25 protein-coding genes are annotated in these 24,853 nt (G+C 62.5%); 11 read left to right on the top strand and 14 right to left on the bottom strand.

The features are described from left to right. Both KIP88_RS37350 and KIP88_RS37345 read right to left on the bottom strand, forming a co-directional pair. Positions 1-2,286: a glycosyltransferase family 4 protein gene (locus KIP88_RS37350; RefSeq protein WP_214493164.1), complete on the bottom strand. Its 2,286-nt coding sequence runs from the start codon at positions 2,284-2,286 to the stop codon at positions 1-3. After that, a complete protein-coding gene (locus KIP88_RS37345; RefSeq protein ID WP_214493163.1) occupies positions 2,283-3,218 on the bottom strand; it encodes a class I mannose-6-phosphate isomerase in 936 nt (311 codons plus the stop codon). Before KIP88_RS37345 ends, KIP88_RS37350 begins: the two co-directional genes overlap by 4 nt. Before the next feature lie 612 nt (positions 3,219-3,830). Between KIP88_RS37345 and KIP88_RS37340 the strand changes: the two genes are divergently transcribed. Further along, the gene (locus KIP88_RS37340; protein ID WP_214493162.1) at positions 3,831-4,058 is read left to right on the top strand and encodes a hypothetical protein; all 228 of its coding nucleotides are present in this window, start codon (positions 3,831-3,833) and stop codon (positions 4,056-4,058) included. A 67-nt stretch (positions 4,059-4,125) separates the two neighbouring features. Here KIP88_RS37340 and KIP88_RS37335 read toward each other — a convergent pair whose 3' ends face one another. Together KIP88_RS37335 and KIP88_RS37330 are read right to left on the bottom strand one after the other, a co-directional pair. Further along, the gene (locus KIP88_RS37335) at positions 4,126-4,374 is read right to left on the bottom strand and encodes a type VI secretion protein (RefSeq protein WP_214493161.1); all 249 of its coding nucleotides are present in this window, start codon (positions 4,372-4,374) and stop codon (positions 4,126-4,128) included. Positions 4,375-4,438: 64 nt separating this feature from the next. Then, complete coding sequence (locus tag KIP88_RS37330; RefSeq protein ID WP_214493160.1) at positions 4,439-5,245, bottom strand: transglutaminase family protein; 807 nt, start codon at positions 5,243-5,245, stop codon at positions 4,439-4,441. A 193-nt stretch (positions 5,246-5,438) separates the two neighbouring features. Here KIP88_RS37330 and KIP88_RS37325 point away from each other — a divergent pair, with 193 nt between their 5' ends. The 5 genes from KIP88_RS37325 to KIP88_RS37310 all read left to right on the top strand — a co-directional run bounded on the left by KIP88_RS37325 (position 5,439) and on the right by KIP88_RS37310 (position 8,189). Continuing rightward, positions 5,439-5,708 (top strand): hypothetical protein, encoded by a 270-nt coding sequence (locus KIP88_RS37325; protein WP_214493159.1) that lies wholly within the window; start codon positions 5,439-5,441, stop codon positions 5,706-5,708. Next, positions 5,701-6,000, top strand: coding sequence for a hypothetical protein (locus KIP88_RS37320; RefSeq protein ID WP_214493158.1), 300 nt, complete (start codon positions 5,701-5,703; stop codon positions 5,998-6,000). Before KIP88_RS37325 ends, KIP88_RS37320 begins: the two co-directional genes overlap by 8 nt. Positions 6,001-6,084: 84 nt before the next feature. After that, entirely contained in the window at positions 6,085-6,273 is a 189-nt protein-coding gene (locus tag KIP88_RS46945; RefSeq protein ID WP_247781612.1) for a hypothetical protein, read from the top strand. A gap of 31 nt (positions 6,274-6,304) precedes the next feature. Next, positions 6,305-6,583 (top strand): DUF1488 domain-containing protein, encoded by a 279-nt coding sequence (locus tag KIP88_RS37315; RefSeq protein WP_214493157.1) that lies wholly within the window; start codon positions 6,305-6,307, stop codon positions 6,581-6,583. Positions 6,584-6,713: 130 nt separating this feature from the next. Continuing rightward, positions 6,714-8,189, top strand: coding sequence for an amidase (locus KIP88_RS37310; protein ID WP_214493156.1), 1,476 nt, complete (start codon positions 6,714-6,716; stop codon positions 8,187-8,189). A gap of 183 nt (positions 8,190-8,372) precedes the next feature. On the opposite strand, the gene KIP88_RS37305 is transcribed toward KIP88_RS37310, so the two are convergent. Continuing rightward, positions 8,373-8,624, bottom strand: a complete 252-nt coding sequence (locus tag KIP88_RS37305) for a hypothetical protein (protein ID WP_214493155.1) — start codon at positions 8,622-8,624, stop codon at positions 8,373-8,375. 308 nt (positions 8,625-8,932) lie between these two features. Between KIP88_RS37305 and KIP88_RS37300 the strand changes: the two genes are divergently transcribed. After that, complete coding sequence (locus tag KIP88_RS37300) at positions 8,933-10,636, top strand: tetratricopeptide repeat protein (protein ID WP_308163724.1); 1,704 nt, start codon at positions 8,933-8,935, stop codon at positions 10,634-10,636. 15 nt (positions 10,637-10,651) lie between these two features. Here KIP88_RS37300 and KIP88_RS37295 read toward each other — a convergent pair whose 3' ends face one another. Continuing rightward, positions 10,652-11,005 carry a helix-turn-helix domain-containing protein gene (locus KIP88_RS37295; RefSeq protein WP_214493153.1) on the bottom strand — a complete coding sequence of 118 codons (354 nt, stop codon included), beginning with the start codon at positions 11,003-11,005 and terminating at the stop codon, positions 10,652-10,654. A 109-nt stretch (positions 11,006-11,114) separates the two neighbouring features. Here KIP88_RS37295 and KIP88_RS37290 point away from each other — a divergent pair, with 109 nt between their 5' ends. Further along, the gene (locus tag KIP88_RS37290; protein WP_214493152.1) at positions 11,115-11,831 is read left to right on the top strand and encodes a glutathione S-transferase family protein; all 717 of its coding nucleotides are present in this window, start codon (positions 11,115-11,117) and stop codon (positions 11,829-11,831) included. A gap of 141 nt (positions 11,832-11,972) precedes the next feature. On the opposite strand, the gene KIP88_RS37285 is transcribed toward KIP88_RS37290, so the two are convergent. From KIP88_RS37285 to KIP88_RS37260, 6 genes are all read right to left on the bottom strand, one after another. Beyond that, the gene (locus tag KIP88_RS37285) at positions 11,973-12,212 is read right to left on the bottom strand and encodes a PilZ domain-containing protein (protein WP_214493151.1); all 240 of its coding nucleotides are present in this window, start codon (positions 12,210-12,212) and stop codon (positions 11,973-11,975) included. Between the two features lie 244 nt (positions 12,213-12,456). Further along, the gene (locus KIP88_RS37280) at positions 12,457-13,986 is read right to left on the bottom strand and encodes an ABC transporter substrate-binding protein (protein ID WP_214493150.1); all 1,530 of its coding nucleotides are present in this window, start codon (positions 13,984-13,986) and stop codon (positions 12,457-12,459) included. 47 nt (positions 13,987-14,033) lie between these two features. Then, positions 14,034-14,984, bottom strand: coding sequence for an ABC transporter ATP-binding protein (locus KIP88_RS37275; RefSeq protein ID WP_214493149.1), 951 nt, complete (start codon positions 14,982-14,984; stop codon positions 14,034-14,036). Next, complete coding sequence (locus tag KIP88_RS37270; RefSeq protein ID WP_214493148.1) at positions 14,981-15,961, bottom strand: ABC transporter ATP-binding protein; 981 nt, start codon at positions 15,959-15,961, stop codon at positions 14,981-14,983. Before KIP88_RS37270 ends, KIP88_RS37275 begins: the two co-directional genes overlap by 4 nt. Next, positions 15,958-16,839: an ABC transporter permease gene (locus tag KIP88_RS37265; RefSeq protein WP_214493147.1), complete on the bottom strand. Its 882-nt coding sequence runs from the start codon at positions 16,837-16,839 to the stop codon at positions 15,958-15,960. The genes KIP88_RS37270 and KIP88_RS37265 overlap by 4 nt, the downstream gene beginning before the upstream one ends. Beyond that, positions 16,836-17,753, bottom strand: a complete 918-nt coding sequence (locus KIP88_RS37260) for an ABC transporter permease (RefSeq protein ID WP_214493146.1) — start codon at positions 17,751-17,753, stop codon at positions 16,836-16,838. Before KIP88_RS37260 ends, KIP88_RS37265 begins: the two co-directional genes overlap by 4 nt. 672 nt (positions 17,754-18,425) lie before the next feature. Here KIP88_RS37260 and KIP88_RS37255 point away from each other — a divergent pair. Next, complete coding sequence (locus KIP88_RS37255; RefSeq protein ID WP_214493145.1) at positions 18,426-19,268, top strand: hypothetical protein; 843 nt, start codon at positions 18,426-18,428, stop codon at positions 19,266-19,268. Here the strand turns inward: KIP88_RS37255 and KIP88_RS37250 are convergent. Further along, complete coding sequence (locus tag KIP88_RS37250) at positions 19,256-20,503, bottom strand: FAD-binding oxidoreductase (RefSeq protein WP_214493144.1); 1,248 nt, start codon at positions 20,501-20,503, stop codon at positions 19,256-19,258. The two genes, KIP88_RS37255 and KIP88_RS37250, sit on opposite strands and share 13 nt — an antisense overlap. 198 nt (positions 20,504-20,701) lie before the next feature. Here KIP88_RS37250 and KIP88_RS37245 point away from each other — a divergent pair, with 198 nt between their 5' ends. Next, positions 20,702-21,619: an alpha/beta fold hydrolase gene (locus KIP88_RS37245; RefSeq protein ID WP_214493143.1), complete on the top strand. Its 918-nt coding sequence runs from the start codon at positions 20,702-20,704 to the stop codon at positions 21,617-21,619. Between the two features lie 314 nt (positions 21,620-21,933). Next, positions 21,934-22,863 (top strand): hypothetical protein, encoded by a 930-nt coding sequence (locus KIP88_RS37240; RefSeq protein ID WP_214493142.1) that lies wholly within the window; start codon positions 21,934-21,936, stop codon positions 22,861-22,863. A gap of 171 nt (positions 22,864-23,034) precedes the next feature. Here the strand turns inward: KIP88_RS37240 and KIP88_RS37235 are convergent, their stop codons facing one another. Then, the gene (locus KIP88_RS37235) at positions 23,035-23,802 is read right to left on the bottom strand and encodes a metalloprotease (protein WP_249791312.1); all 768 of its coding nucleotides are present in this window, start codon (positions 23,800-23,802) and stop codon (positions 23,035-23,037) included. Positions 23,803-24,853: the final 1,051 nt, after the last annotated feature.

The following is a 24,853-nucleotide window of genomic DNA, read 5'->3' as shown; positions in this document are numbered from 1 at the left end:
TCAAGCACCGATGGCGCGAAGCGCCACGGGGTTCGTCGGATTGATGTTGGCGCGCGCAAGCTGGCGCATCTCGGCCAGCGCCAGCAGATAGGACACCACCGACTCGCCGCCGCGATTTTCGTTGGCACGATCGGGATGCAGCCCATCGCGACAACTGCCGGTCTCGGCATCGACGAGCGGAACCGACAGGTCGTTGCCGCCGAAGAACCAGAAGAAAACCTCGGCCGCGATGGCCTTCCATTCGGCATCGCCGTCAGCGCGCCACGCGGTCAGGCACGCCGCAATCGTGGCGGTGGCTTCCACCGGCTGCTGATCGAAGGCCCCGGGGGGCTTTCGAAGTTCGCCGAAGCTCGTCGTACCCACCGGGCGGAAATGCCCGGTCGACGTCGTTTGCAGCGTCATCAACCAACGCAGCGTTCTCAAGCCGGCATCGACATAGGCGGACGTTTGCGTTGCGAGGCCTGTCGCAATCAGGGCCTGCGGCAGGCGCGCATTGTCATACGCCAGGCCTTCCTCGAACCACACCCAGTCCGGCGTCTCGACCAAAGCGAGGGCGGACATCAGCGTGTCGGCAAGAGAATGCCTGATCTCACGGGCGCGCTGATCATCCGGAGCTACGGCGCAATAGGCGTCCAGGCCAAGAAGCGTGAAGGCCATTGCGCGAGGCGAACGAAAGGCCGCTGCGGTCGACAGGGCTTCGGCAAACAAGGCCGCCGCCCAGCGACGCCGTGACCGGCTGGCATCCTTCCGCGCGCATTCACCCAGGGCCCACAGCGTTCGCCCGTGACTGTCCTCGGAGCCTTCATCTTCGAGCCAGGTCCGGTTGAAACCCATGAAGTTGCGAAAGCGCCTGGTATCGGGATTCCACGCATGCTGCACAAAGGCGGCAAACCGGCCAGTCTGGCTTTCCGAAAGCGGATGCTCGCCCGGCTCATTAAGCGCGCAAGCCAACAGCAACGCGCGGGCGTTGTCGTCCACGCAGTAACCGTGCGCGCGATCAGGCACCGAATGCACGGCGTGCTGGAACAGGCCGGTATCGTCGCACATCGACAGGAAATGGCCCAGTTGCATATCGGGTACAGCGGGGCCGTGCGGCGCGATCGCGTCCGGCGCGGCACGCGCGATCACCTTCAGCCGGTGGCCGTGCCGTGCATTTTCAAAGGCGGTCATGTAACGCTCGGCTGTGCGCTCCCATGTCATCGACCGGCTGGCAGCGTAGGCGCGCTCGCGCATCGCCTGCCGGCGAGGCCCGTCGGTAAGCAGGCCCGCTATTTCGTTGCCGGTCTCTATCGGGTCACCAAAGGCAACGAGAACGCCGCGGCCGTCGGCCAGCAGCTCGCGCGCATGCCAGTAAGGCGTCGAGACCACCGGCTTGCCGAGACCGAAGCTGTAGGCCAGCGTGCCCGACGTCATCTGCGCCTCGTTGAGATAGGGCGTGACATAGGCGTCGCACATTGAGATGAATTCGAGCAGCGTCGCCTGATCCACGAACTGGTCGAGGAAGACGACGTGGTCCTCGACGCCAAGTTTGCGCACGCGCGCCATCAAGCTGCCGCGATAGGCTTCGCCCTGGTCGCGAACCAGATTGGGATGCGTCGCACCGAGTACCACATATACCGCGTCCGGCCGCCTTTGCAGGATCGAGGGCATGGCGTCGATCATGACCTCGATGCCCTTGCTGGGGGACAGCAGGCCGAACGTCAGAATGACCGACCGGTTGCTGAAGCCGAGTTTGGCCTTTGCCGCGTCCGGCGCGACAAACGGAAAGTCGGGAATGCCATGGGCGATGACCTCGATCTTGTCGTCCGGCACGCGATAGACGTTGCGCAGCAGTTCACGGCCCTTGCTGGCCATCACGACAACCTTCGAGGACATCTCGACGATGCGCTCCATCACCGCGCGCTGCGCCGCCGTCGGCGCGGCCAGCACCGTGTGCAGCGTAGTGACGACCGGCATGGTCAGGCGCGACAGCAACTCCAGGACATGAGCCCCGGCGTCGCCGCCGAAAATTCCGAATTCGTGCTGCAGACAGACGATGTCGAACCGCCCGGCGTTGAGAAACGCGGCGGCGCCGACATACTCCTCGATGCTGCCGTCCTTGATCTGCAATGCGACCGAAGCAGGATAGTCATAGGTCTGGTCGTGGTCGGTCATCGCCACAATGCAGGTTTGCAGGTTTGGCCGTGAATTGGAGATCGCGCGTTGCAGGTCGGTCGAGAATGTTGCGATTCCGCAGCGACGAGGCAACGAGTTGCCGATCACCGCGATCTTGCGGAGCGGCGTCATGCGAGCACCCCGGCCAGGGCGGTGAGTTCCGCCAGGTCGGCAGCAACGGCCTGAACAGGTCTGGTCGACTGCCCGGAGAGCCTGTGCAAAAGGGAGCCGATCGGAGCGCTTGCGGGATACGCGACCAGGGCGGTCAATCCGTTGGCACCGACTTCGATGCTGGCGCGACCGCCGCCGACGAAGATCGCCTGCCCGATGGATAGGGCGGCCAATCCGATCGCCGCATGGCCGTCGAGCGCGAGAACCCAGGTTTCCGAATCGGCGAGCAGCGCCCAGCTCGAACCCGCGGGCAGATCAAGCCGCTCGAGCACAAAATGTTGGCTGGCGACCAGAACGGTTCGCTCAAGCGTGAGGCTGACGGGATGACGTGGCGGCCGAAGCGGAAAGACGTCGGCGACGGCTACGCCATTGTCGATGTGCAGTTCACGCTCTCGGCCGTAGTCGAACAGGCGGAATGTCGTGTCGCTGCGCTGCTGAATCTCGGCGAGCACGATGCCGGCGCCCAGGGCATGGATGGTGCCGGCCGGAATGAAGATGACATCGCCCTTCGCAACCGGACGCCATTGAACCAGATCAACGATCGAGCCATTGGTGATCGCCGCGCGCAACTCCTGTGGCGTGATCCGTCGAGTAAGACCGACGCCGATCTGCGCGCCCGGTTCCGCCGAGATGACGTACCATGCTTCGCTCTTGCCGTTCGGCATCCCCATCGCGCGCGCAAACGTATCGTCGGGATGGACCTGAATCGACAACGGCGCGCTGGTGAACAGCAGCTTGAGAAGCAAAGCAGGAATAGGCGCACCGCTGTCGGCGCGCTCGAACCAGAGCTCTCCCACCGCATCCACGGCACCGTCGACGCTGCTCCATGGCTGGAGATCGCGGACACCCCAGGGCTTGGGCATGGCCCGCACAGACGCGTGTTCGATAGACATAGCGTCTCCTGACCCGTAACGCGCACGCCGAAGCGACATGCCGCTGGTCGATATCGTCCGCAGATATTTTGGCTAAGCGTCGCGTCTGCCGGACACGCCTTGTTGCGAACCGGGTACGCTGTTGCTCATATGGATACTGCCGTGCCCAATAGCAACCATTTTGCTTCGCGCGATCGATATGGTGCAAAACAGCACGCCTGGTACGGCCGGAGATCGACCACGGCCCCACATCACGTTGCTATCGCGATCGGATAAGATGCGGCATGAACGCCCACCATTGCCTTCGTTTTGGGGATTTCCCTCGACATCGTGACGAAAGGAGCGTCTGCTGTACGCACCACCGCCCCTCATTGGCTGCTATTGGTGACGGAGAGTGTTATACTCCCCACCACACGGCGGGCGGTTAATATGTCCACCAGCCAACCATTCTATCTGCGAGATTGGCTGGTACCTCCAATTCTGGTGCCAGTTGTTCTTGGTCTCCTGATCGCAGCAGCCGTTACCGTCCAGTGGTAACTCCACGGAGACGCGCATCACGATGCGCCGGCCGCGGCTTTTGAAACCAGCTTCCATGCAGATCGAATAATCGCGGTGAACGCGAAAGGAATGACGATGAAGAAACCCCTGCTATCCATTGAAGAGCCGGAGCCGAAGAAGGCGGTGCGGGCCGACAGGCCTCCGACCGAAGGGTTCGCGACGATCGTCGACGGCCATTTCAAGTCGGAGTTTGACACGGCCGAAGCTGCTGAAGTCTCCGGCCGAAAGCTGAAGACCGCTTATCCGATGCTTCAGGTCCAGGTCTACGATGCCGTCATGAAGGTGCGCACCTTGTTGAGCTAGCAAGGCTGGTTGTCGCGCCAATATCGTCCGGTCGGAGAAGCCGCCCTACCAGCCGGGCGCCTCGATCTCAGCAACCGCGGCAGATATTCTTCAGCCTGGCGTTGGTCCTGGCGTCTTCCGCGCTGAAGGGATCCTTGTGGGCGGCCCGCGACGGGTCTCTTTCGGAGACTGCGGTCTTTTCCATTTTCGGAGGGTACACGGCGTCGTAGCACGACAGGCGCGCATTGGCGTTTTCGATCACGCGGCACTCCGGCGCCGCGGCAAGCGCGCCCGTCGCACACACGCACAATGCCAGCACGGCGAGAGTCGTCTTCATCCGAAGTTCCTTCCCGGTTGGTCGCAGTTTCAAATCAAGCAGTCGACGCGGAACGGTTCCGTCGTCACGCGACCTCGTCGGTCCAGACCTTGAAGCCGGCCAATGTGTTTGGCCCAAAAGTCTGGGTGATCGGCACATCGGAGGCATCGCGGCCCTGCGCGATCAGGATGCGGCCGATCCTCGGCACGTTGTTGCGCGGATCGAAGGTGCGCCAGTGGCCGCCGATATAGGCCTCGAACCAGCCGGCGAAATCGCCTGCGGCCCAGGGCTTTGGCGTGCCGATGTCGCTGAGATAGCCCGTGCAATATCGCGCGGGAATGTTCATGCAGCGGCAGAACGCAATGGCCAGATGGGCATAGTCGCGGCAGACGCCCTTGCCTTCTTCATAGGCCTCCCACGCCGTCTTGCTGGCGCGGGCGTGCTCATATCCGAAGGCGATGTGACGGTGGACGAAATCGCAGATCGCCTGGACCCGCGCCCAGCCCGGCGGGGTTTTCTCGAACAATTGCCAGGCGATTTCCGAAAGCCGGTCGGTCTCGCAATAACGGCTGCCGAGCAGATAGACCAAGGTGTCCGCGGGCAGATCCTCGACCGCATGCTGAACCGCGGAAGCAAACACCGGATCGGGCAGGCCGCTGTCGCGAACGACACCATCACCGGCAAGGCGCACGCGGCCGGCCGGCGCGACCATGCGGCTGCACCAATTGCCGAACATGTCGCGATAGGGCGTGATCTCGACGACCGGGTCGGTGGTGAGGAAATCCGGCACGATGACATCGGACGCACGGGTGAAGTGTGTGCCCAGCACCATGATCATCGGCGTCGGCTGCGGAAAATCGTAGAGCATTTCGAATCCGACGCGAAGCTTCACTCGAAACGCCTTTCCGGCTGATGAGTGCTCGAAGTGGCTACGAAACCGGCGAATACAAGGCGCCAGCTGCCTCATTCAACCAAATGCGGCCGTCAGCGGAGAAAACGATAGCTAATTGCCGCAAAAGCGCGCACGCTGCGACGATGTCCGCAAAACCTCATGACTTCGTGCGCCGATTCGCCGGGCGGCCGGCATGACCACGCGCACGCGACGGGAAACGGTTCATTTCAGGCACCCGTTCCGCATCAAGGGGATCGACCGGCAGCTCGCACCTGGGGCTTACGAAATCGTCACCGACGAGGAGATGATCGAGGGCCTTTCGTTTCCCTGCTTCCGGCGTGTCGCCACCATGATCATGGTGCCCGGTGCGCCGCCGCAACGTTCCGCGATGGAAATGATCTCGATCAGTTCGATCGATCTGTCCGACGCGCAACGCATCGATGCGAGCGCGCCACGTGACTGAAACCCCGATCGAGCTCGACAAACATCGCGGCATGGCGGCACAGAAGGCAACCGATATCCGTCGCGTGATCGCCGAAGTCGAGGCCAACGCAAAACTGCTGCGCGACAAGCAGGGCGTTGTCGAAATCGAGATCCTCGGTGCGCCAGCCACCTCGTGGCCCGAAGCGGTGGCCAAGGCGCGTTACGTGCTCAACCTGTATTCCGCTGGTCTGCCGGCGACCGATACGCATCACCGCGACCTCGTGGCCGCGGTGCTTGCGGACCTCACCCGGCTCTCGGAAGAAACGACCTGAACAAACCAATGTTCAGCTGCAACAACCGCCCCCTTCATCCAGCCGTCCCGACCACGATCGAACGGCGCAAACCGAAAGCACCTGATGCAAAATCTCTCGCCACGTCATGTCATGACGGAAGAATCGCTCCGTCTTGGGGTGGAGTCCGGCTGGTACTCGACCAAGGTCAGTGGAACCTTCGTCTCGGGCCCGCATTCTTCCGAAGCGGACTGCCTGCGCAGGATCGCAGAAATCAATCCGCCGCCGGTAACAAAAAAGAGGGTAGCCGGATGAGAGGATCGTTTCGCTCCGGGAGAAATGCCTGATGACGTTCTCGCGCGGCAACATCCGGGGGTATGACGACGACCGGATGGTCCTGCTGTTTTCCATGATGGACGGCGGCAGGGAGGTACCCTGCGCCGTCAGCGCTGCAGCGATGGATGAACTGGAACACGTGCCGCGGACGCCGGCCCACCGGCGCGAGGAGCAATTCGCGCGGTTGCGGGACCAGATCGAGGCGTGCGCGTCCCGCAAATTCCAGGCGCGGGAGTTCGAAGGCTCTCCCCCCGGCATCATCGTGCGGGGCATAGATTTCCGGTCCTGAAAGACGCTGCCGCTCGGCGGCCGTCACGAAGGCCGCGATGAACCGGTCTCGCGGACCGGTGAAAAAAAGTTCCGCCTTTTCCCCGATCATGTTTTAAGGTCCCGAGCTATTTTCCGAGGGGACCGATTGCATGAACTTGCCGATGAGCTGGGACGAATGGGCCGACCATGACGGCGTTGCGCTGGCGGCGCGGGTCAGCAAAGGCGAGTTGACGGCCGCGGAGCTGGCCGCGCAGGCCGCCGCCGGCATCGCCAAGGTCGATCCCGCGCTTTCAGCCGTCGTCGAAATCTTCGAGGATGCAGTCACAGACCCCGGCATCGACGGCACCAATCTCGATGGGCCGTTTGCCGGACTTCCGTTCCTGATGAAGGACCTCGGCCCGACGCTGAAGGGCCGCCTGCAGGAAATGGGCTCGCGCTACATGCGCGGCAACCGCGCCTCGGCCGACACGTTCATGACGACGAAGATGCGCGGCGCCGGGCTCAACCTGATCGGCCGCACCACCACGCCGGAATTCGGGGTCTGCAGCTCGGCGGACAATCCCGCCGTCTACGTCACGCGCAATCCCTGGAATACCGACTACACCACCTGCGGCTCGTCGGCCGGCAGCGCCGCGATGGTCGCCGCCGGCACGGTTCCGATCGCGCATGCCACCGATGGCGGCGGCTCGATCCGAATCCCCGCCGGGGTCAACGGCAATATCGGGCTGAAGGTCTCGCGCGGCGTGTTCTCGCTGTCGCCGCTTCTGTCCGACCTCAGCGGGCTGGTCTCGATCCAGGGCTGCCAGTCGCGCACGGTGCGTGACACCGCGGCTTTCGTCGACGCCTGCCGCGGTCCGGCGCCCGGCGAATTCATGCCGTTCTGGAGTTCGCCCGAGCCCTACACCAGAATGATCATGCGCGATCCGGCGCGGCTGAAAATCGCGCTGTCGTACCAGTGGGGCGAGTACCGCGCGACGCCGCACATCGCGGCCGAACTGCAGAGGATCGGACGCTTCCTCGAAGGCCTCGGCCATCACGTCGACTACGCTCTTCCGGAGCTGGACTACCGCGAAGCCTTTGCGGCGCAGACCACCTGCTACATCAGCAATTTTGCCGTCGTGATCTCCAACATGCTGGCCGCGCGCGGGCTGGAGAAACCGCCGGAAGACCTGATCGAGCCCATCAACGTCAGGATCTGGGAGCACGGCCGGAACACGAGCTATGCCGACCGGGCACGGATGCAGGCGGCCTTCAACACGACCTCGCGCGGCTTCGGCGCGTTCTTCGAGGATTGGGACATCATCCTGACGCCGATCACGGCATTGCCGACGCCGAAGGTCGGCACCACGGAGTATCTGACCATCAGCGACAATCCCGACGTGCTGGATTGGTTCGGCAATCTCTGGCGCAATTTCGCCTTTACGCCGCTCGCCAACCTCTGCGGCATCCCCGCGATCTCGCTGCCGCTCGCCACCCACGAGCACGGCCTGCCGCTCGGCATCCAGGCGATCGCCAAGCAGGCCAATGACGGACTGCTGCTGCAACTGGCGGCGCAGATCGAGCGTGCCATCGACGGCAAGTGGAATGCGGGCGAGAGGCCCGGCGTGCACATGACGAACGGTTGATCTCAACCGTCATTGCGAGCCACCGGCTCGGCGCGACGCGCCGCCCGATGACAGGCCCAGACATAAAATCGCGAAAACAACCCCATGCAAAGTAGAATGGGCCCCGGCTCGCAGCACTCACGCCGCTTGCGTCCGAGGCACGAGATGATCCGTCGTCACGGCCCGACCTAATCTGATCCTACTTTAGGAACTTCGTGAGATTGAGCCCCCCGCGACTTCACTTCCCCTGCCAAGCAGCGCGTCACGGGCTTCCTTCAGGCGCTTCAAACTCGCCACATTGGTCTCGCGTCTTTGGTCCAGACGATTGAGATAGGACAGTTCGGCCTTGACCTGGGTGAGGTTCAGGACATCGTCCATGCTGTTCGGTCCTTGCTCTGCGGGCTGATCGGCTTCTTTGAAGGCCTGGTCGTGGGCGGGGCGAATTGATTTTAGCATGCAGATACCGGTCCGATTGTGAAATTCACCACACATAGCGCACGAAGCCCTTGCCGGCGTGGCTGCGGGTGACATCTTCCGCCCCCGACCTCAGAGGTCCGCGCGCCTGTCCGGCATCGCAGTCCCCATTCGGCACGACTCCCCACACCAGCCTCGCCCATTCCTGTCATTTCGCGTCAGGAAGGTCCTGAAATTGGGGCTGAGACATTCTGAAATTTTTCTGATATTCGGCGCGCCTGTGCGTTTCGGCACATTTTTGAGGTCGATCCGCGGACTAAATGGGGACAGTTGCCGGTTTGGAGGGGACGGTGCTGCGCTTTTCTGGTTTTGAGCTCGATTCCGAGCGCGCCGAGCTGCTCGCCCCCGATGGCAGGACGATCAGACTCCGGCCCAAGACCCTGGAGATATTGCGACTGCTCGCCGGGAATGCCGGCCGCGTCTTAAGCAAGCAGCAGTTGATGGAAGCGGCCTGGCCGAACGTCCATGTCGGCGAGGACAGCCTGTTTCAGTGCATCCGCGAAATCCGTACCGCGCTCGGCGACGACAAGCGCCAGGTGGTCCGGGCCATCTCCGGCCGCGGCTACCTGTTCCAGGCCGAGGTGACGGGGGCCCAAGTGACCGAGGCCAGCGTGACCGAGGTCGCCGCTCCGGTCGCGCCGGAAATTGCGCCCCTCGGCCAGCCCGAGCCGGCCGCCCCAGACACGACGGCGGCGGTCGCAACGACCAGTGAACCTGCGAAGCGCTTTTTCGACTTCAGCCGGCGTCGCATCGCGTTCGCTTCTGTCGCGGGGCTCGTCATCCTGTGCACGGCGGTCGCCGTGTGGATGCTGCGCCCCGGCCTGATGTTTGCGCGCGGGCCGACAAGCATCGCCGTGATGCCGATCGCGGATGCAAGCAACGATCCCATCGTCGCCCAGATGGCCGCTGACGTGAGCGGCCGCCTGACCGACGGGCTGGCGAAGATCGAAAACATCCGCGTGCTGGCTCCGGAAACAGCCGCACCGAAGGCCGATTTCGTGGTGAAAGGCGAACTGCAGAAGAGCGAGCAGGCCTGGACGATACGAACGCGCATGACCAACCCGGCCACCGGCGAGGTGACGTGGACCGCGTCATATCAGGTCAACCCCGCGGATACGGACCTGCAGATGCAGCAGTCCCGGCTCGCGGCGGGCGTCGGTCACGCGCTGGCGCTGCGCATCAACGAATTGCTGAATGGCGACACGCGATCCGCTGCGAAGAACAAGGTCGTGATCGAACAGGCGACCGCCCATATCAACCAGACCTCGCCGGAACGTTTTCAGGCGGCGCAGGCCATGCTGGAAAAAGCGCTCGCCGAAGACCCTGGCAATGTCGAGGTTCAGGTCGCGCTGGCCGCGCTGCTGATGCGCGGCGTGCAGATGGTCTGGTTGAACCCGGCCGAGCGCGAGGTGTCGGAAAGCAAGGCCGAGGCGCTGCTGCAGCAGACGCTGCGCGCGAAGCCGAATTATATTCCGGCGCACGAGGCCTATTGCCGCTTCCTCAACGCCACCAACCAGTTCAGCGCCAGCCTCGTGGCCTGCGCGAGGGCCTTGAGCCTCGATCCGTGGAACGGGATCGCGCTGTATCATGTCGGCCTTGCCCAAATCCAGACCGGACGCTTCGAGGACGCACTGGCAACGTTCAAGCAGGCCGACCGGTTCGATACCCCGCAAGTCTCGCGCTGGACATGGATGATCGGCGCAGGCTGGGCCAATATGCTGATGGGCCGCGCCGAAGACGCCGTGCCGTGGCTGCAGAAGTCGATCGCGATCACGGCAGCCAGTGGCCGCACGCATATGTTGCTGGCAGCGGCCTATCAGCAACTGGGGAAGATTGACGAAGCCAGAGCGGCGATGCAAAAGGGCCGCGAATTGCGGCCCGGCTCGACCGTGCGCAACGTCCCGACGCCCACGAAGAATTCCAGCCCGACCTATATCGAGGCGGCCGAGCGGATCATGCAGTTGATGGCGGCGGCGGGCTTGCCGGAGAGCTGACGCTCCACCACTGAATTAATCCGTCACCTGGACCGGCAACGTGCCGGCCTGACCGCGGCCCGCTTCAGTCGCGTCCCACCAGCTACCGAGCGCGTCAAGCAGCGGCACGAGCTTGAGACCAGCCGGCGTCAGATCATATTCCACGCGCAACGGATATCCCTCGAATTCAGTGCGCGCGACAATGCCGGCGTCCTCCAGCTTGCGGAGCTCCAGAGTGAGCATCCTGTGCGAGATGGTGGGGTTGTCCCTGCGCAGGTCGCTGAAGCGTTTCGTGCCCTGCTTCAGATAGTAGATCAGCAGACCGGGCCAGCGGCCGCTGATGACCTGCATCACTTCTTCGATGGGACAGCGGGAGACGAGATCTTTCATCCGAATACTCGTGGTTACAAAAAGGTGCGTAATTTACTTGGGCAGCGCGATCCGTAGTTTCCAGTCACGCTGCGCAGCGTGATCAGCAGAAATCACGGAGAACATACCAGTGGAACCGATTCTTGTTTATGGCTTCCCGGCCGGAAGCTCGATGGGGCTTGTCGCCGCGCTCGAATGGCTTGGCAAACCCTATTCGCTTTGCCGGGTCGATATGCTCGGCGAAATGCGTGACCCTTCCTATGCCCGCATCAATGCCCGGCATGAAACGCCGGTCTTGATTACGGATGCAGGGCGGGTGCTGACCGAGACGATGGCGATCGCCGGATGGTTCGAGGCAAGAGACAGCGAGCGGCGCATCAGCTTTGCGCCGCTTTCGCCGGAAGCAGACCGCATGCACCAGCTGATGGGCTTTGTTAACACGGGCTTCACCGGCGCATTCTCGCCGCTATGGGTCGCGATGGAGATGGCGAAACCGAACCCGCAAATGCAGGCATCGCTGCGTGAGTTCGGCGCCGCGCGGGTGATCGAGCGGCATGACAGACTCGAGGCCATGATCGGAGATCAGTCCTTTCTCATGGGCGAGCGTCCGACGCTGGCCGATGGCCTTCTGGTCGGCGTCGCGCGATGGCTCGACTTCCATCAGGTCGCCGATGCCTCACGCTGGCCCAAACTCGCCGCCCTGCGCCGGCGCGTCGAGGCCGACCCGGCCGTCACCTACGCAACGGCGCTGGAGAATGGCGACATCGGTTCGGGAACAGGTGCTTGTGTCGGCCATATCCCACTCGCGGATGTGATCGAGCGGTTCGGGTTTCCGCAAGAATCGTAGGGTGGGCAAAGGAGCGTTAGCGACGTGCCCACCATCTTTATCGGAAATACTCGGTGAGAATGGTGGGCACGCGGAGCCTGTCATCGGGCGCGCATTCGCGCGACCCGTTGGCTTTGCCCACCCTACGAAGTTCTTACGCCACTAGTCGAATGCTACGCCGACCCTGTACTCCCTGCGCCAAACGACATGGCAAGGCAGCTTCAATCCGTCCTCAGGGAGGATCAATGTGAATTCATTGGGAATACGGATCAGGTCCGGAAAATCCAGCGCTGCGCCCGTGGCGGATAGATCGCGAACGGTGCAAGGATATTTGTCGCCGCCATACTCGATTTTGGCGGCCTTCATGACACGGACACGTGGTGCAATCCGGGTTTCGACCATCGCGAAAAATTCCGGCGGACATTAAAGGAGACGGTATCAAAAAAGCTACTATGCAGCCGAAAGATTAAATATTCGGGAATTTCCGGCATGCCGGCCCGGCTGGTCACGCAAAAATAGTCCTGCTCTATGTGACGCAAATCGCGAGCGCAGGCCGGGATTTTTCGTGGCGTTAGTTCCGCATTCGGTCGCGGGGCCTAAGCCCCGCGCAGTGCACATAAGGAACCACCGCAAGTGACGTCCGGCCCTACTTCCACTTCGCCAAGTAGAAGCGCGGCAGCTCATCCGGATACGGTGTGAAATCGAGCTGCTTGGAGTGACCGTAGGTCGTCACATAGGTGTGCAGCGGTGCCCAGTAGGCCTGCTCGGTGATCTTCTTGATCGCCGCCGAATAGGCTTCCTTGCGCACCTCCGGATTAATGGTCGATCCGCCCTGGAGCAGCCCCTTCTGCACGTCGGGATCGCGCGCATAGTCGTCGGCGCCGCCATCGAAGAAATTGGGCATGATGGCCGAGACGTCATTGATCGAGTAGCTGCCCCAGCTTCCGAGATAGGCGCGCAACTCACCCGCCTTGGCGCGCTGGATCAGCGCCGCCGTCTGGAGCTGATTGAGCTTGGCGCGGATGCCGACCGCATGCAGGTAGTTCTGGACGGAGGAACCCCATTGCGGCAGCACGTAGCTCGCAAGCTCGACCTCGAAGCCGTCGGGATAGCCGGCTTCTGTGAGAAGCTGCTTCGCCTTGGCCGGATCGTAGTCGTAGGCTATTGCTGCTTCGGCATCGCAGCCGAACTGCGACGGGAAGCATGGCGCTGAAGGAACGCGGCTGCCACCGGTGACGAGCTTGTCGGCGATCGCCTTGCGGTCGATCGCATGCCAGATCGCCTGACGCACCTTGAGCTTGGTCAGGGGATTGTCGGCACCGGTGCGGCCGGCCGCATCGAGCGAGAGATAGCCGATCCGCATCGACTCCTTGCGCACGGCCTGCAGATGCGGCATCCGGTTCACGGGCTCGAGCTGGTCCGGGTTCATGTTCCAGATCCAGTCGGCGCGGCCGGCGAGCAATTCTGTCATCTCGGTGCTGGCATCCGGCACGAAGCGCACGCTCATCTTCTTGATCGCGGGCTTACCCTTGGGGCTGCCGGCCCAGTAATCCTCGAACCGCTCGAAGTCGATGGAGACGCCGGGCTCGACCTTGGTGATCTTGTACGGACCCGCCCCGACCGGCGCCTTGGCGTAGCCTTCCGCGCCCACCTTCTCGCGATAGGCCTTGGGATAGATCGGCAGAACCAGCGCAAAATATTCCAGCGCCGCGGGGTTCGGCCGCTTGAGCTTGACGCGCACCGAAAGATCGCCGGTCTTCTCGGCCTTGTCGATCCAGTTGTAGTTGGATGGGGTCGAGACGCGGCTCGCAGGATCGGCCACGATGTTGATCGTGTAGACGACGTCGTCGGCCGTCAACGAGCTGCCGTCGTGGAATTTAACGCCCGGCCGCAGGGTGAATTCGATGGTGGTCGGATCCGGAAACTTCCACTCGGTTGCGAGCAGCGGCTCCAGCTTGAAGGTATCCGGATTGCGGTAAACCAGCGCGTCCCAGCCCTGATGGTGCATTACAACGCCGGTGCGCAGATTGTTGTAATAGGGATCGATGTTGGGAAGCGCATCGCGCATCACGATCCGCAGCGTGTCGGCAGATTTCTGAGCTGTCGCGGGCACCGCACCGGCGCCCAACAGAACCGCGGTCAGAATTGCCGCGCCGAGCTTGTTTTGCATACGCATATCGCCCTCCAATTATTGGTGTTTTGTGAAGTGGCGTGAAGCACGCCTTATGCCAGATGACACTCTACCATTCCCTGCGGCGGCCGGACCATGCGTGTTGGTGCCTCATGGCGGCAGCGTTCGACCGCGATGCGGCAGCGCGGGTTGAACCGGCAGCCCGGCGGAATATTGGCCGGATCCGGCATGACGTCGCCGAGGCCGATGTCCGGCACGCCACGGCCCGGCTCCGGTGTCAGCACGCTTTCCAGAAGCGCCTTCGTATAGGGATGGCCGGGCTCGCGAAACAGCGCGTCGGTTTCGTTGCGCTCGACGATCCGGCCGAGATACATCACCGCGACTTCGCTCGCGACGTGCTCCACGACGGCGAGATTGTGGCTGATGAAGAGGTAGGTGAGCCCGAGGTCGCGGCGCAGATCGGCCAGCAGGTTGAGGATTTGCGCCTGCACCGAGACGTCGAGCGCGCTGGTCGGCTCGTCGCAGATCACGATCCTGGGCTCCAGCACCAGCGCCCGCGCAATCGCCGCGCGCTGGCGTTGCCCGCCGGACAATTGCGACGGCATGCGCTCGCCCATCGCGGCCGAGAGGCCGACGCGCTCGAGAATGCCTGCGACCCGGCGATCGATCTCGCCGCGCGTGAACGTGCCCTGGGCTTCCAGCGGTAGCGCCACGATGTCCTTGATACGCCGGCGCGGATTGAGGGAAGCGAACGGATCCTGGAACACGGGCTGGATCAGCCGGGCACGCGCCTTGCGGTCGAGGTCGAACAGGCGCTTGCCGTCGACCAGCACGGTCCCTGCCGTCGGCTTGAGCAATCCGAGGATCATGCGCGCGAGCGTGGATTTGCCACAGCCGGATTCACCGACAATGCCGAGCACGCTGCCGGCCGGTACGCTGAAGGTGACATCGTCGACCGCGATCACGCGCTTTTCCGCCGACATCAACCCGGTGTGGACGCGGAATTCGCACCGCAGGTTCTCAACCTCGATCGCGGCGGTCATGCGGGTTGCAGCTCCGCCCAGTCCGGCGCGAGCCGGCAAAGATAGTCGTGCGCATCGCCCGCCGGCCGCCGCGGAATTGCGCGCGTGCAGGTCTCGTCGGCGTGGGCGCAGCGCGAGCGAAAGGCGCAGCCGGCAAAGCCTGCCCCGATTGCCGGCACCACGCCGGGGATCGATCCAAGCGGCTTGTCACGCTGCACGCGGCCCGGCACCGGCACGCAGGACAAGAGACCGCGGGTGTAAGGGTGTTGCGGCGCGCGGAACAGTTCCGCGGTCGTCGCGCGCTCCACCACCTCGCCGGCATACATGACAGACACATGGTCGGCGACGCGCGCGACGATGCCGAGGTCGTGGGTAATCAAAAGAATGGACAGGCCGAACTCACGCTTGAGGTTGGCGAGCAGCCGCAGGATCTGCGCCTGCACGGTGACGTCGAGCGCGGTGGTCGGCTCATCGGCGATCAGCAGTTCGGGATCGCACATCAGCGCCATCGCGATCATGACGCGCTGGCGCAGACCGCCCGAGAGCTGGTGCGGGAACTGGCCGAGCCGCATGCCCGGCGCGGTGATGCCGACACGGCCCATCAGTTCGGCAGCGCGGTCCAGCGCCGCGGCGCGCGAGCCGCCCTTGTGGCGCGTCAGCACCTCCGCCATCTGCGAGCCGATGGTGAAGGCCGGGTTGAGGCTGGTCATCGGCTCCTGGAAGATCATCGCCATGCGATTGCCGCGCAGCCGCGCCATCTCGCGATCCGACAGCGAGGTGAGATCGGTGCCGGCAAAGCTCATCCGTTTTGCCGAACGGTGGCCGCCGCGCGCGAGCAGGCTCATGACAGCCAGCGCGGTGACCGACTTGCCGCAGCCGGACTCGCCGACCAGGCAATGAGTCTCGCCCTTCTCAACCCGGAACGAGGCGCCGCGCACCGCCGCGGTGCGGCCGCCGAACGTCACCTGAAGCTCCTCGACCTCCAACAGCGCGCTCATCGCAGCCGCTCCGCGCCGAGGAGGTTACGCAGTCCGTCGCCGACCAGATTGATGCCGAGCACCAGAACAGCCAGCGCGACGCCGGGGATCATGATCACCCAGGGCGAAAAGAACATGTAGTCCTTGCCCTCGGCGATCATCAGCCCCCAGGACGGCAGCGGCGGCGGCACGCCGAGGCCGAGGAACGACAGGGCAGCTTCGAGCAGGATCGCCAGCGCCATCTCGAGCGTTGCCACGACGGCGAGATGGCTGGCGATGTTCGGCAGGATCTCCTTGATGAGGATATGCGACGTCGAGGCGCCGGCGCACCAGGCGGCGCTGACATAGTCGTGGTTGCGAACCTGCATGGTGGTCGCGCGCGCGACAACTGCAAACCGATCCCACAACAGGAGTCCAAGTGTCGCCACGACGAGCCCGAGGCCCGATCCCATCAGCCCGACGACCGCGAGCGCGACCAGCACGACGGGGATAGACAATCGTGTCGTGATGGCGAACAGCACGACATCATCGACGCGGCCGCCGAAGAAGCCGCCGAGCACGCCGAGCGTGATGCCGATCACCCCCGACGTGATTACCGTCATGATGCCGATCAGCAGCGAAATGCGCGCGCCATAGACCAGCCGCGCCAGATAGTCTCGCCCGAGCTGATCAGTGCCGAGCAGGTGCCCGGCCTGGCTGCCCTCCATCCAGAACGGCGGCTTGAGGCGGTTGCCGAGATCCTGAATGAACGGGTCCTGCGGCACCAGCGCATTGCCGATGACCGCGGCCACCACGACCAGCCCGACGATGGCGATCCCGATCGCAAAGCCGGCGGTGCCGATGCGCGAGCTACCTGTGCTCGAAGGCTGCGGCGCCTGAATGGCAATCGGCTCGCTCATCCCGTGCGCAGCCTCGGATCGAGCAGTGCATTGAGGATGTCGGCCAGCAAAGTGAGGCCGATGTAGAACACGGCGAGCACCAGAACCACCGCCTGCACGACGGGGAAATCATTCTTGGCGATGCTCTCCCAGCCGAGATAGCCGACGCCATGCAGCGCGAACACTGTCTCGATGACGATCGAGCCGCCGAGCATGAAGCCGAGCTGGACCGCGGCAATCGACACGACCGGAATGGCGGCGTTGCGCAGCGCGTGCTTGAAGATGATGCGCGCCCGCGACAGACCTTTTGCGCGCGCGGTGCGGATGTAATCCGAGGCCATCGCCTCGATCATCCCCGAGCGCGTCAGCCGCGTCAGCGCCGGGATCGCCGTGAAGGCGAGCACGATCCCCGGCATCACGAAATGCTGCCAGGTGCCGGTGCCCGAGATCGGCAGCACGCCGAGCTGCAGGCCGAGCACGATCATCAGGATCAATGCCAGCCAGAAGCTCGGCACCGCCTGCCCGACCATCGTGAACAGGGTGACGCTGCGATCGATCCAGGTGTTTTCGCGCAGCGCCGCCAGGATGCCGAGTGGAATCGAGATGACCAAAGCAAGGCTCAGGCCGACGAGGCCGAGCGTGAGCGTGATCGGCAGGCGCTTCTGGATCAGGTTCGCCACGCTGTCCTTGAAGAAATAGCTCTGGCCGAAATCGCCGACCATGGCGCGGCCGGTCCAGGCGAAGAACTGCACATAGAGCGGGCGATCGAGGCCATAGGCCTTGCGCACGATTTCGACGTCGGCTTGCGTTGCCGACGGGCCGGCGATCGAAATGGCGAGGTCGCCAGACAGCCGCGTCAGCAGGAATGCAAGCGTCATGACGGTGAACGCGACCAGCACACCGATAGCAAGACGCCGGGCAATCAGACGCAACATCACCAAAACCCCAGGACCGACGAGCGCGCCCCCACATTCTCGGGCCGGCCAAGCAAACGCAACGGTGTCACCAAACTGTCGTCCCATGCAAGAGCGAGTTGACGATTGCCACGATTGCCCACCGCGATAATCCCCATTGCGACGATTGCAATGTGCGTGCCACGGCACCCCGCCGGTCTCACGACAGGCACCGCGTCCAGGCGGCCGAAAAAAGTTCGAGCGAATTCAATGCCCCTGGTTCCAGAATACGGGCCACGCGCGGACCGCGCTCGGGACACCGAGGTCCGCCGCCTCCAAGCCCGCGCCCATTTTTCGAGCGATCTGAGCCGAGATGGGTCCACACGGCCGCCGGTTGCGCGGCTTCAAGGCTCATCGGCAGCGAACCAGTCCGAGCCGGCGTCTTGCTTGCGCCGCTCGCGATGCTGCTCGGCAGCCTTGCCCGCCCCCGATGCGGGGATCTTCGCTTGCGCCGTTCGATGCCGCGCTCGGCCTCATGCCGCCGGGCTGGTGCGGCCGATCATTTTTCGCGGAAGCCCCCAGGGAAAACTGCGCAAGTCATCCGCTTTATTCCGCGACATCCACAAAATTTGCCCCAGTCCGCACCGCAGGATTGACGCAATCCCGACCGACCGTCGCGGCCCTCGCATTTGCAGCCGAGGCGCCGTTGGGGGAATGATGAAGTCCGTCCTGAAGTGGGTCATTTGGCTCTACGTCGCGGCGGTCTGCGCTTATGCTTTCTACGAGTGGTACGCTTACACAGGGCTCTATCGGCTGGCCGCCGAGTGGCAACTGGAGCAGCACGGCTCCTACCGGGCGAGGCTTACCCTGCTCTTTCCGCTCCTGGTCCTGGGCAGTCCGGCCGCCGTGCTTGTCACGCTTACCGGTATGCAGGACCAGATGCGCAATGCCGGCTCGGGCGCCGGATCGACCGCGATTTTCGTCTTGCTGGGTGTCGTGGCCCTGGCGGTCGCGACCGGTGCCGGCTGGTACGGCTATGTGAAGTCGATGGAGACATTCAACGTCGAGAGCCTCGACCTGTCGAAGGGCGACACGCCGCGATCAACCCATGTGACAATCACCGGCATCGCGCGAACCGAATACATCATCGAGTTCGGGACCAAAAGGGATAGCACGACGATACTCGACCGCTACATTCCATTGACGCCGGCGAGCTGGCGCCCGGGCCAGCCTCTCGTCTATTTCATGAAGACCAACACGACGGCCTATGTGCCGCCCGGTGGCGGCAGCATGTTGATGCTTTCGCAGAGGACGCCGGCCTTCCAGATAACGACGCAACCGGGCGTTCTGGCGCGTGATGGTCTTCCCGGGCCTGTCGCCGAGCACTACCGCAAGAACAACATCACGGTCGCATCGCCGCCGATCCTGCTCGACCTCAGCCCCGGCGCGGACCTGAAGCCGTTCTTCGTCACCGCCGGGGTGAGCGGAATATTCGGCTTCGTCATGCTGGTCTCGGCCGGGGCAGCGGCGCTGCGCCAGCGGCGTCAGGAAACATAGCGGTCCGGCGCAAACGGCGTGACATCGTAGGGCGGCGGCGCACCGCCGATCATGGCGGCAATGGCGGCGCCGGTGGCGGGACCTGTCGTAAAACCGATGTGCTGGTTACCGAAAGCAAGCCACAGTCCGGCATGCCGGGGCACTGGGCCGATCATCGGCAGACTGTCGGGCAGCGTCGGGCGCGAGCCTCGCCATGTTTCGCCGACAGCGTCGCCAAATTCGACCACGCCGCGCGCAAGCGGAATCACCTGATCGAGCTGGGCGAACGAGGACGGCGCATCGCGGCCGGTCAGTTCGACGCCCGAGGTGACGCGGATGCCCTGCTCCATCGGCGTCATGATGAAGCCGCCGTCGATGTCATAGATCGGACGCCGCAACGGTCGCGCCGGGTTCGGCTTGAACTCGCGATGGTAGCCGCGCTCGAAGGCGAGCGGAACGCGGTAACCGAGCGGCCGCAAGATATCAGCGGACCACGGTCCCAGCGCGACCACCACATGTCGTGCCGAAATCTCGCCTCCGGCCAGCACCACGCGCCAATGATCGCCGTCGGGCACGATCGCCTTGACGTCCGCCTGCCTGATATCGCCGCCGGCACGAGCGAACATCCGCGCATAGGCCTTGACCACTGCGCCCGGCGAGTCGACAGAAGCGGTCTCTGTGTGCAGCAGGCCCACCTTGTAGAGGGGCACGATATCAGGCTCGAGTGCGGAGATGCCCTGGCGGTCGAGCAATTCGCTTGCGATGCCGTATTCGGCCAGCAGGGCCTGCTCCTGCTTCGCCGACGCGACCGCATCGCCGCGCCACGCTTTCAGCCAGCCGGTCTCGCGGATGCGATGCCCCGCCTCCGCTTTCACGATCCATTCCCGGTGCAGTTTTGCGGATACACCGATCAACCCATGCAGGGCGGTCGCCCGCGGCCTGAAACGCGACGCAGCCGTATCGGCCAGAAAACGCGCGATCCATCCGGCGTTCTGAATCGCCCACAGCGGATTCCAGCGCAATGCGGCGTGGCGGTTGGTCAGGTATTTCGGCAGCGCCTTCCATAGCGACGGATTATTGAGCGGCGTGATCGAGCCGCTGCTGATGATGCCGGCATTGCCATAGGAGGTTTCGCTGCCCGGCTCGCGCCGGTCGACGAGAACGACCGACATCCCGCGCTCTCGCGCGGCATAGGCTGTTGATACGCCGACGACGCCCGCGCCGAGCACCACGACATCTACTTTTTCTTCCGACATCGACTTTCCAAACACTGTCACGGGACGCTGCAGCCGCGGGACCGCTATCGCTCGCTGCGACAGATTGCGAAATCGCACTACACAATGAGCAAGGCCCAGGTCAACGCCTGGGCACCACACGCTCCTCGGCAACATCCGGAACGCGCGCGGCTCGTTTGAATTAACCTCCAGTTCCAGACGGCAAAACGGAATCTTGACATGGGACTGCCCGCCCAACGCCGAATGTGTCTCTCCGGCGGAACCGAGCTTGCCTACGTCACTGCGGGCGATCCCTCCAACCCCGCTTTGCTCCTCCTGCACGGCTTCCCAAGCTCATCGCGAACATTTCGCGATGTAATCCCTGGCTTGGCGCGCGTCGCCTATGTGGTCGCGCCCGACCTTCCCGGCCATGGCCAGTCCGACGTTCCGCCGACGCCCTCCTTTGCAGCGTTCAGCGATGCAATTTCCGAATTGCTGGCCCACCTCGCGATTGGTCGCCGCTTCATCTACATACATGACTGGGGCGCCGCTATGGGCCTGCAGATCGCCATGCAAGCGCCCGAGCTGGTTTCTGGCTTCATCATCCAGAACGCAAACGTGCATCGAACGGGCTTCGGCCCCCTATGGGACGCCACATTAAAGTTCTGGTCAGAACCGAAAAAAGAGAACGAAGCGGCCGCAACGCCCCACCTGACCTTCGAATTCACGCGCGAGCAATACACCGGCGGGCTGCCGGAGGGTGTTGCCGCCACGATCAGAGGCGAACCCTGGGTCGAGGACTGGAAGGTGATGAATCTTCCCGGCCGCATGGAGACCCAACGCGCGCTCATCGCCGATTATGCAAGCCACGCCGCGCGTTTCGATGCGATCGCCGGCTATTTAAAAAAATGGCAACCGCCTGCGCTCATGCTGTGGGGCCGTCACGACCCATTCTTCGATATCGCCGAAACGCTGTCCTGGATGCAGGATCTGCCGCGCATGGAGGCTCATATTTTCGACGGCGGACATTTCCTGCTTGAGACGCACGCCGAACCAGCACTCAGCCTCATGCTGGAATTCATCAAGCGAACGCAGGAAAAGCCAACTTCTCTGAGAGAGCGCCTGCGAGCAGTAACTCTAGGCTCGACTGCGCGGTGAAGAGCCGAGAATGCTGATCGTAGTTTTGAGAAGGTTGGGAGCTATAACGTTGGTCTGGCGTAGAACAGCGAATTGGCGCCTGCCCTAGTTGGCCTTTGTGTAGACTAGTGCACTTACACTTGAGGTAGGACCGCTTACCCTTTCTTTATCACGCGCGGTCCGCGACTTTGTAATGTTCGTAAAGTTCACGCCAGCGGCGCTTGAGCTATTAGACTGGGCGAACTTGGAAGAATGAGTCAGCCGGGAAACTTGAACAGATTGTCTTTCGTATTTGATTGGGGCGGAGCCGGACTATTAGTATGGAGTAGCATGTCATGTCGAAACAACTGATGTTGCTGACCTGCATCCTGTTCATTAGCTCAATTGGAGCCTCCCAGGCTGCGCCGCTTGATTCACCCGGTACCGTGTATATTGACGGGCTGCCATGCAACAATGCTTGCCAGTCATACATGGCTTGGTCCCGACAGTTGTCTATGTCGAGGCAAGTACCTCCCGCTTCTGCGCAGCCGGTGTCCTCGCGGTCTGATAAACAGTCGTTGAAGGACAAATCCCAACACACAACAAGAATACGAGCGAGCACCCCGAAAGCGCCGGCTCGTGTGGCGAAGAAAACAGCACCAATCCGCATTGAGGCACCGCCGGCCAGACAGGCCGATCTGCAGTCCGCAGAGCGTGCAGAAAAGAAGCCCACCTCCCCTGAAAGAATAGCTGTTCCGTTGCCGGCACCAAATGCCACCTCTCCGCCTGAAGCTGGAACGACACCGGAGCAGGCTGCGACTGCCACGGCGGTTGATGACCTGACCACCGCGACCGTCACTCCGGCACCGGAGATGAAGGCGGACCGCATTGCTAATCCCTCTGATTCCGCGCCAGCCATTCCCCCTTCTGATGAAACGATCGCGGCTGCGCCGCCAACCAACGCCAACCAACGGGTTGCCGTTCTGGTCGTTCGCCCTGAAATCATGTCCGCATCCGACCTAACCAATAAAATCGTTGCGATCGATGTCCTGCCATCTGATTCTATCCTTGGGGTAAGGACTGCGATCGTGGCAGCGGGCGCGGCTGATGTTCAAATGAGCGAGGGCACAACGCTGGCTATCTTGCGGGTGATCGATGGAGAGGTGCCGGCTGCAGTCGTGACTGTTGGGTCTCTGGAAGCGGCGGAGGTATGGTCTGAGATTCCAGGCTTCAAAATACTTCGTATCCCGCTCTTGCCTTCGTCAGCTAAGGCGGGACGCGGGTAGTCGGGCGCCCCCACAGGCAAGTGCATATCTTAAATGGCGCGCCCGAAGAGATTCGAACTCCTGCCCCCCAGATTCGTAGACTGGCGTTCTATCCAGCTGAGCTACGGGCGGTTCGCGGCTCGCGATGATGTTTCGCGCATCGCCTGAAACCATCGAGCATTTTTGCCACAGTTAGCGAGACGACTGGACGTATGTGATGCCGGTTTCGATGCCTTGAGCGAACGTATTTCTATCTCGATATGCCGCATTGAAGCCAGCAACGATTGCCGCAGCCCGCTCATCAGGCGTGCCATGGTGATTGCGGTCGGTGAACATGTAATCGCCAATTGAATGAGCCTTCGTGGCGTACACGGCAGCCGGATATTCCGGTTTCTGCAGTTTGCGGGCACCTGCGAAAAAGCCCGCCAAGTAATCCGCGTGAAGTTCAACACGCTTTACGGTTGACTGACCGGCTAGTAGGCGGCCTATTAGGCCCTTCTTGTATTGAAGGATGTGCGCATATTCGTGCGCACAAACGGCCGACACGGCCACATCCGGATGATCACGTTCTGCCAACGTCGCTCTCAAAAGACTCCGGCCGAATAGTACGGTGCCATCAGCCGACCGCATCCTCACAGCTGGCGTTGCATATGCGTTCGGAGAATTCCCGTCATCGTAATACCCAAAGCCCGGCAGGACCTCGAATACATCTGTCATCCTTGAGAGCGTGTGCGCCAATGCGTAGTCGAAGTCCCGATTGCCCGAGGTTGGGACCACAGGTTCGGTTCCAGTTGCTGTCAGGATTTCTGAATTTGCTCTTTCGAAAAACCGTGGCGCCTCGTCTGCATCCACGGTGCAGCCGGGTCTTCTTTTGGCGACTGTCTGTGCATGACATGCACAATTGGCTGCGCCCCACAAGATGGTGAGCGCGCCACCGAGAATAACCTCGCGACGTAGCATAGCGCCCTCCGATTAGCAGAGATTTGGATAGCGCTGACACGCACTACCGCCGCCGCCACCTCCTCCGCTTCCTCCACCTCCTCCGCCGTCGCCACCGGGACCTTTAGGCAGGCCGGGACCGCCTCCGCCGGGTCCAGGCGGTGTTCCGGGGCCGCCTCCGCCGGGTCCAGGTGGTGTTCCGGGGCCGCCTGCAGGATTGACGTTCATGTATTCGATGCGATTCGTAAGCGAACTAATGCCCAAATTCCAATTGTAGGCTGTCCCGTTCTGATGTTGCGATCTGAGTATATAGACGATGCCTTGCGGAAGAGGCTGTTGTCCGTTGACCTGGATGTTGACCGGCGGACCCGCCATTGCCAATTGAGGGTAGTAGCCGCTGTTGCCTGTCTGCATGGCGATGGTTTGCCATAAAGCGGGCCCATACCATGAGGGGTCGGGAGTGCCGGTACTCAGCTGCTGAATTACCCCTTGCAAGATTGCTTGCGGATTGTGTTGGGCCAGCGCGTATGAAGAATACATTGTTAAAGTGAAAGCCACGCAAAGTTGGCGCACGGCAAATCTATAAATCAGCTTTGTCATCAAATGCCCCCCTAGCTGCAAATACCCCCTAACTGCCTAGACTGAAGCTACTTTAGATCGAGCCAACACGAAAGTACTTCCCTTCGTAAATTCTCTCTCGAAGTTCAGCGCGATGGCGGGTAGCGTGCCCGACAGATGCTTCTGGCAGTAATGGAAGCGCTCCAATCTTTATCTGCACAATGATGTTTTGCATTTCATTCAAGAGTATGCCTGCAAATGCAGACCTTCTTCCGTCACAGGAAAGATGTTTCCTTAAATGCGGTCCTCGATTTCATGTCGCGGGGTGCAGAAAATGCCTACCGCTGATCGATTGGGACTCTTGGTATTTTCAATTTTGTGCCTGCGGTTAGACGCTCGTCAGGCGTCCCGTGCTTCTCATGTGGCGGAAGGGAGAAGCGTGAATGGCGCGCTCGGGAGGATGAAACTGGGCACTGCTATGTGATTGCAGGGCCTTTGTCATTTCCGAAAGACT

Source organism: Bradyrhizobium sp. SRL28 (genome assembly GCF_018596315.1).
Taxonomy (GTDB): domain Bacteria; phylum Pseudomonadota; class Alphaproteobacteria; order Rhizobiales; family Xanthobacteraceae; genus Bradyrhizobium.
The sequence above is the reverse complement of the archived record's forward strand: the minus strand, read 5'-3'. Positions and strand labels throughout refer to the sequence as shown.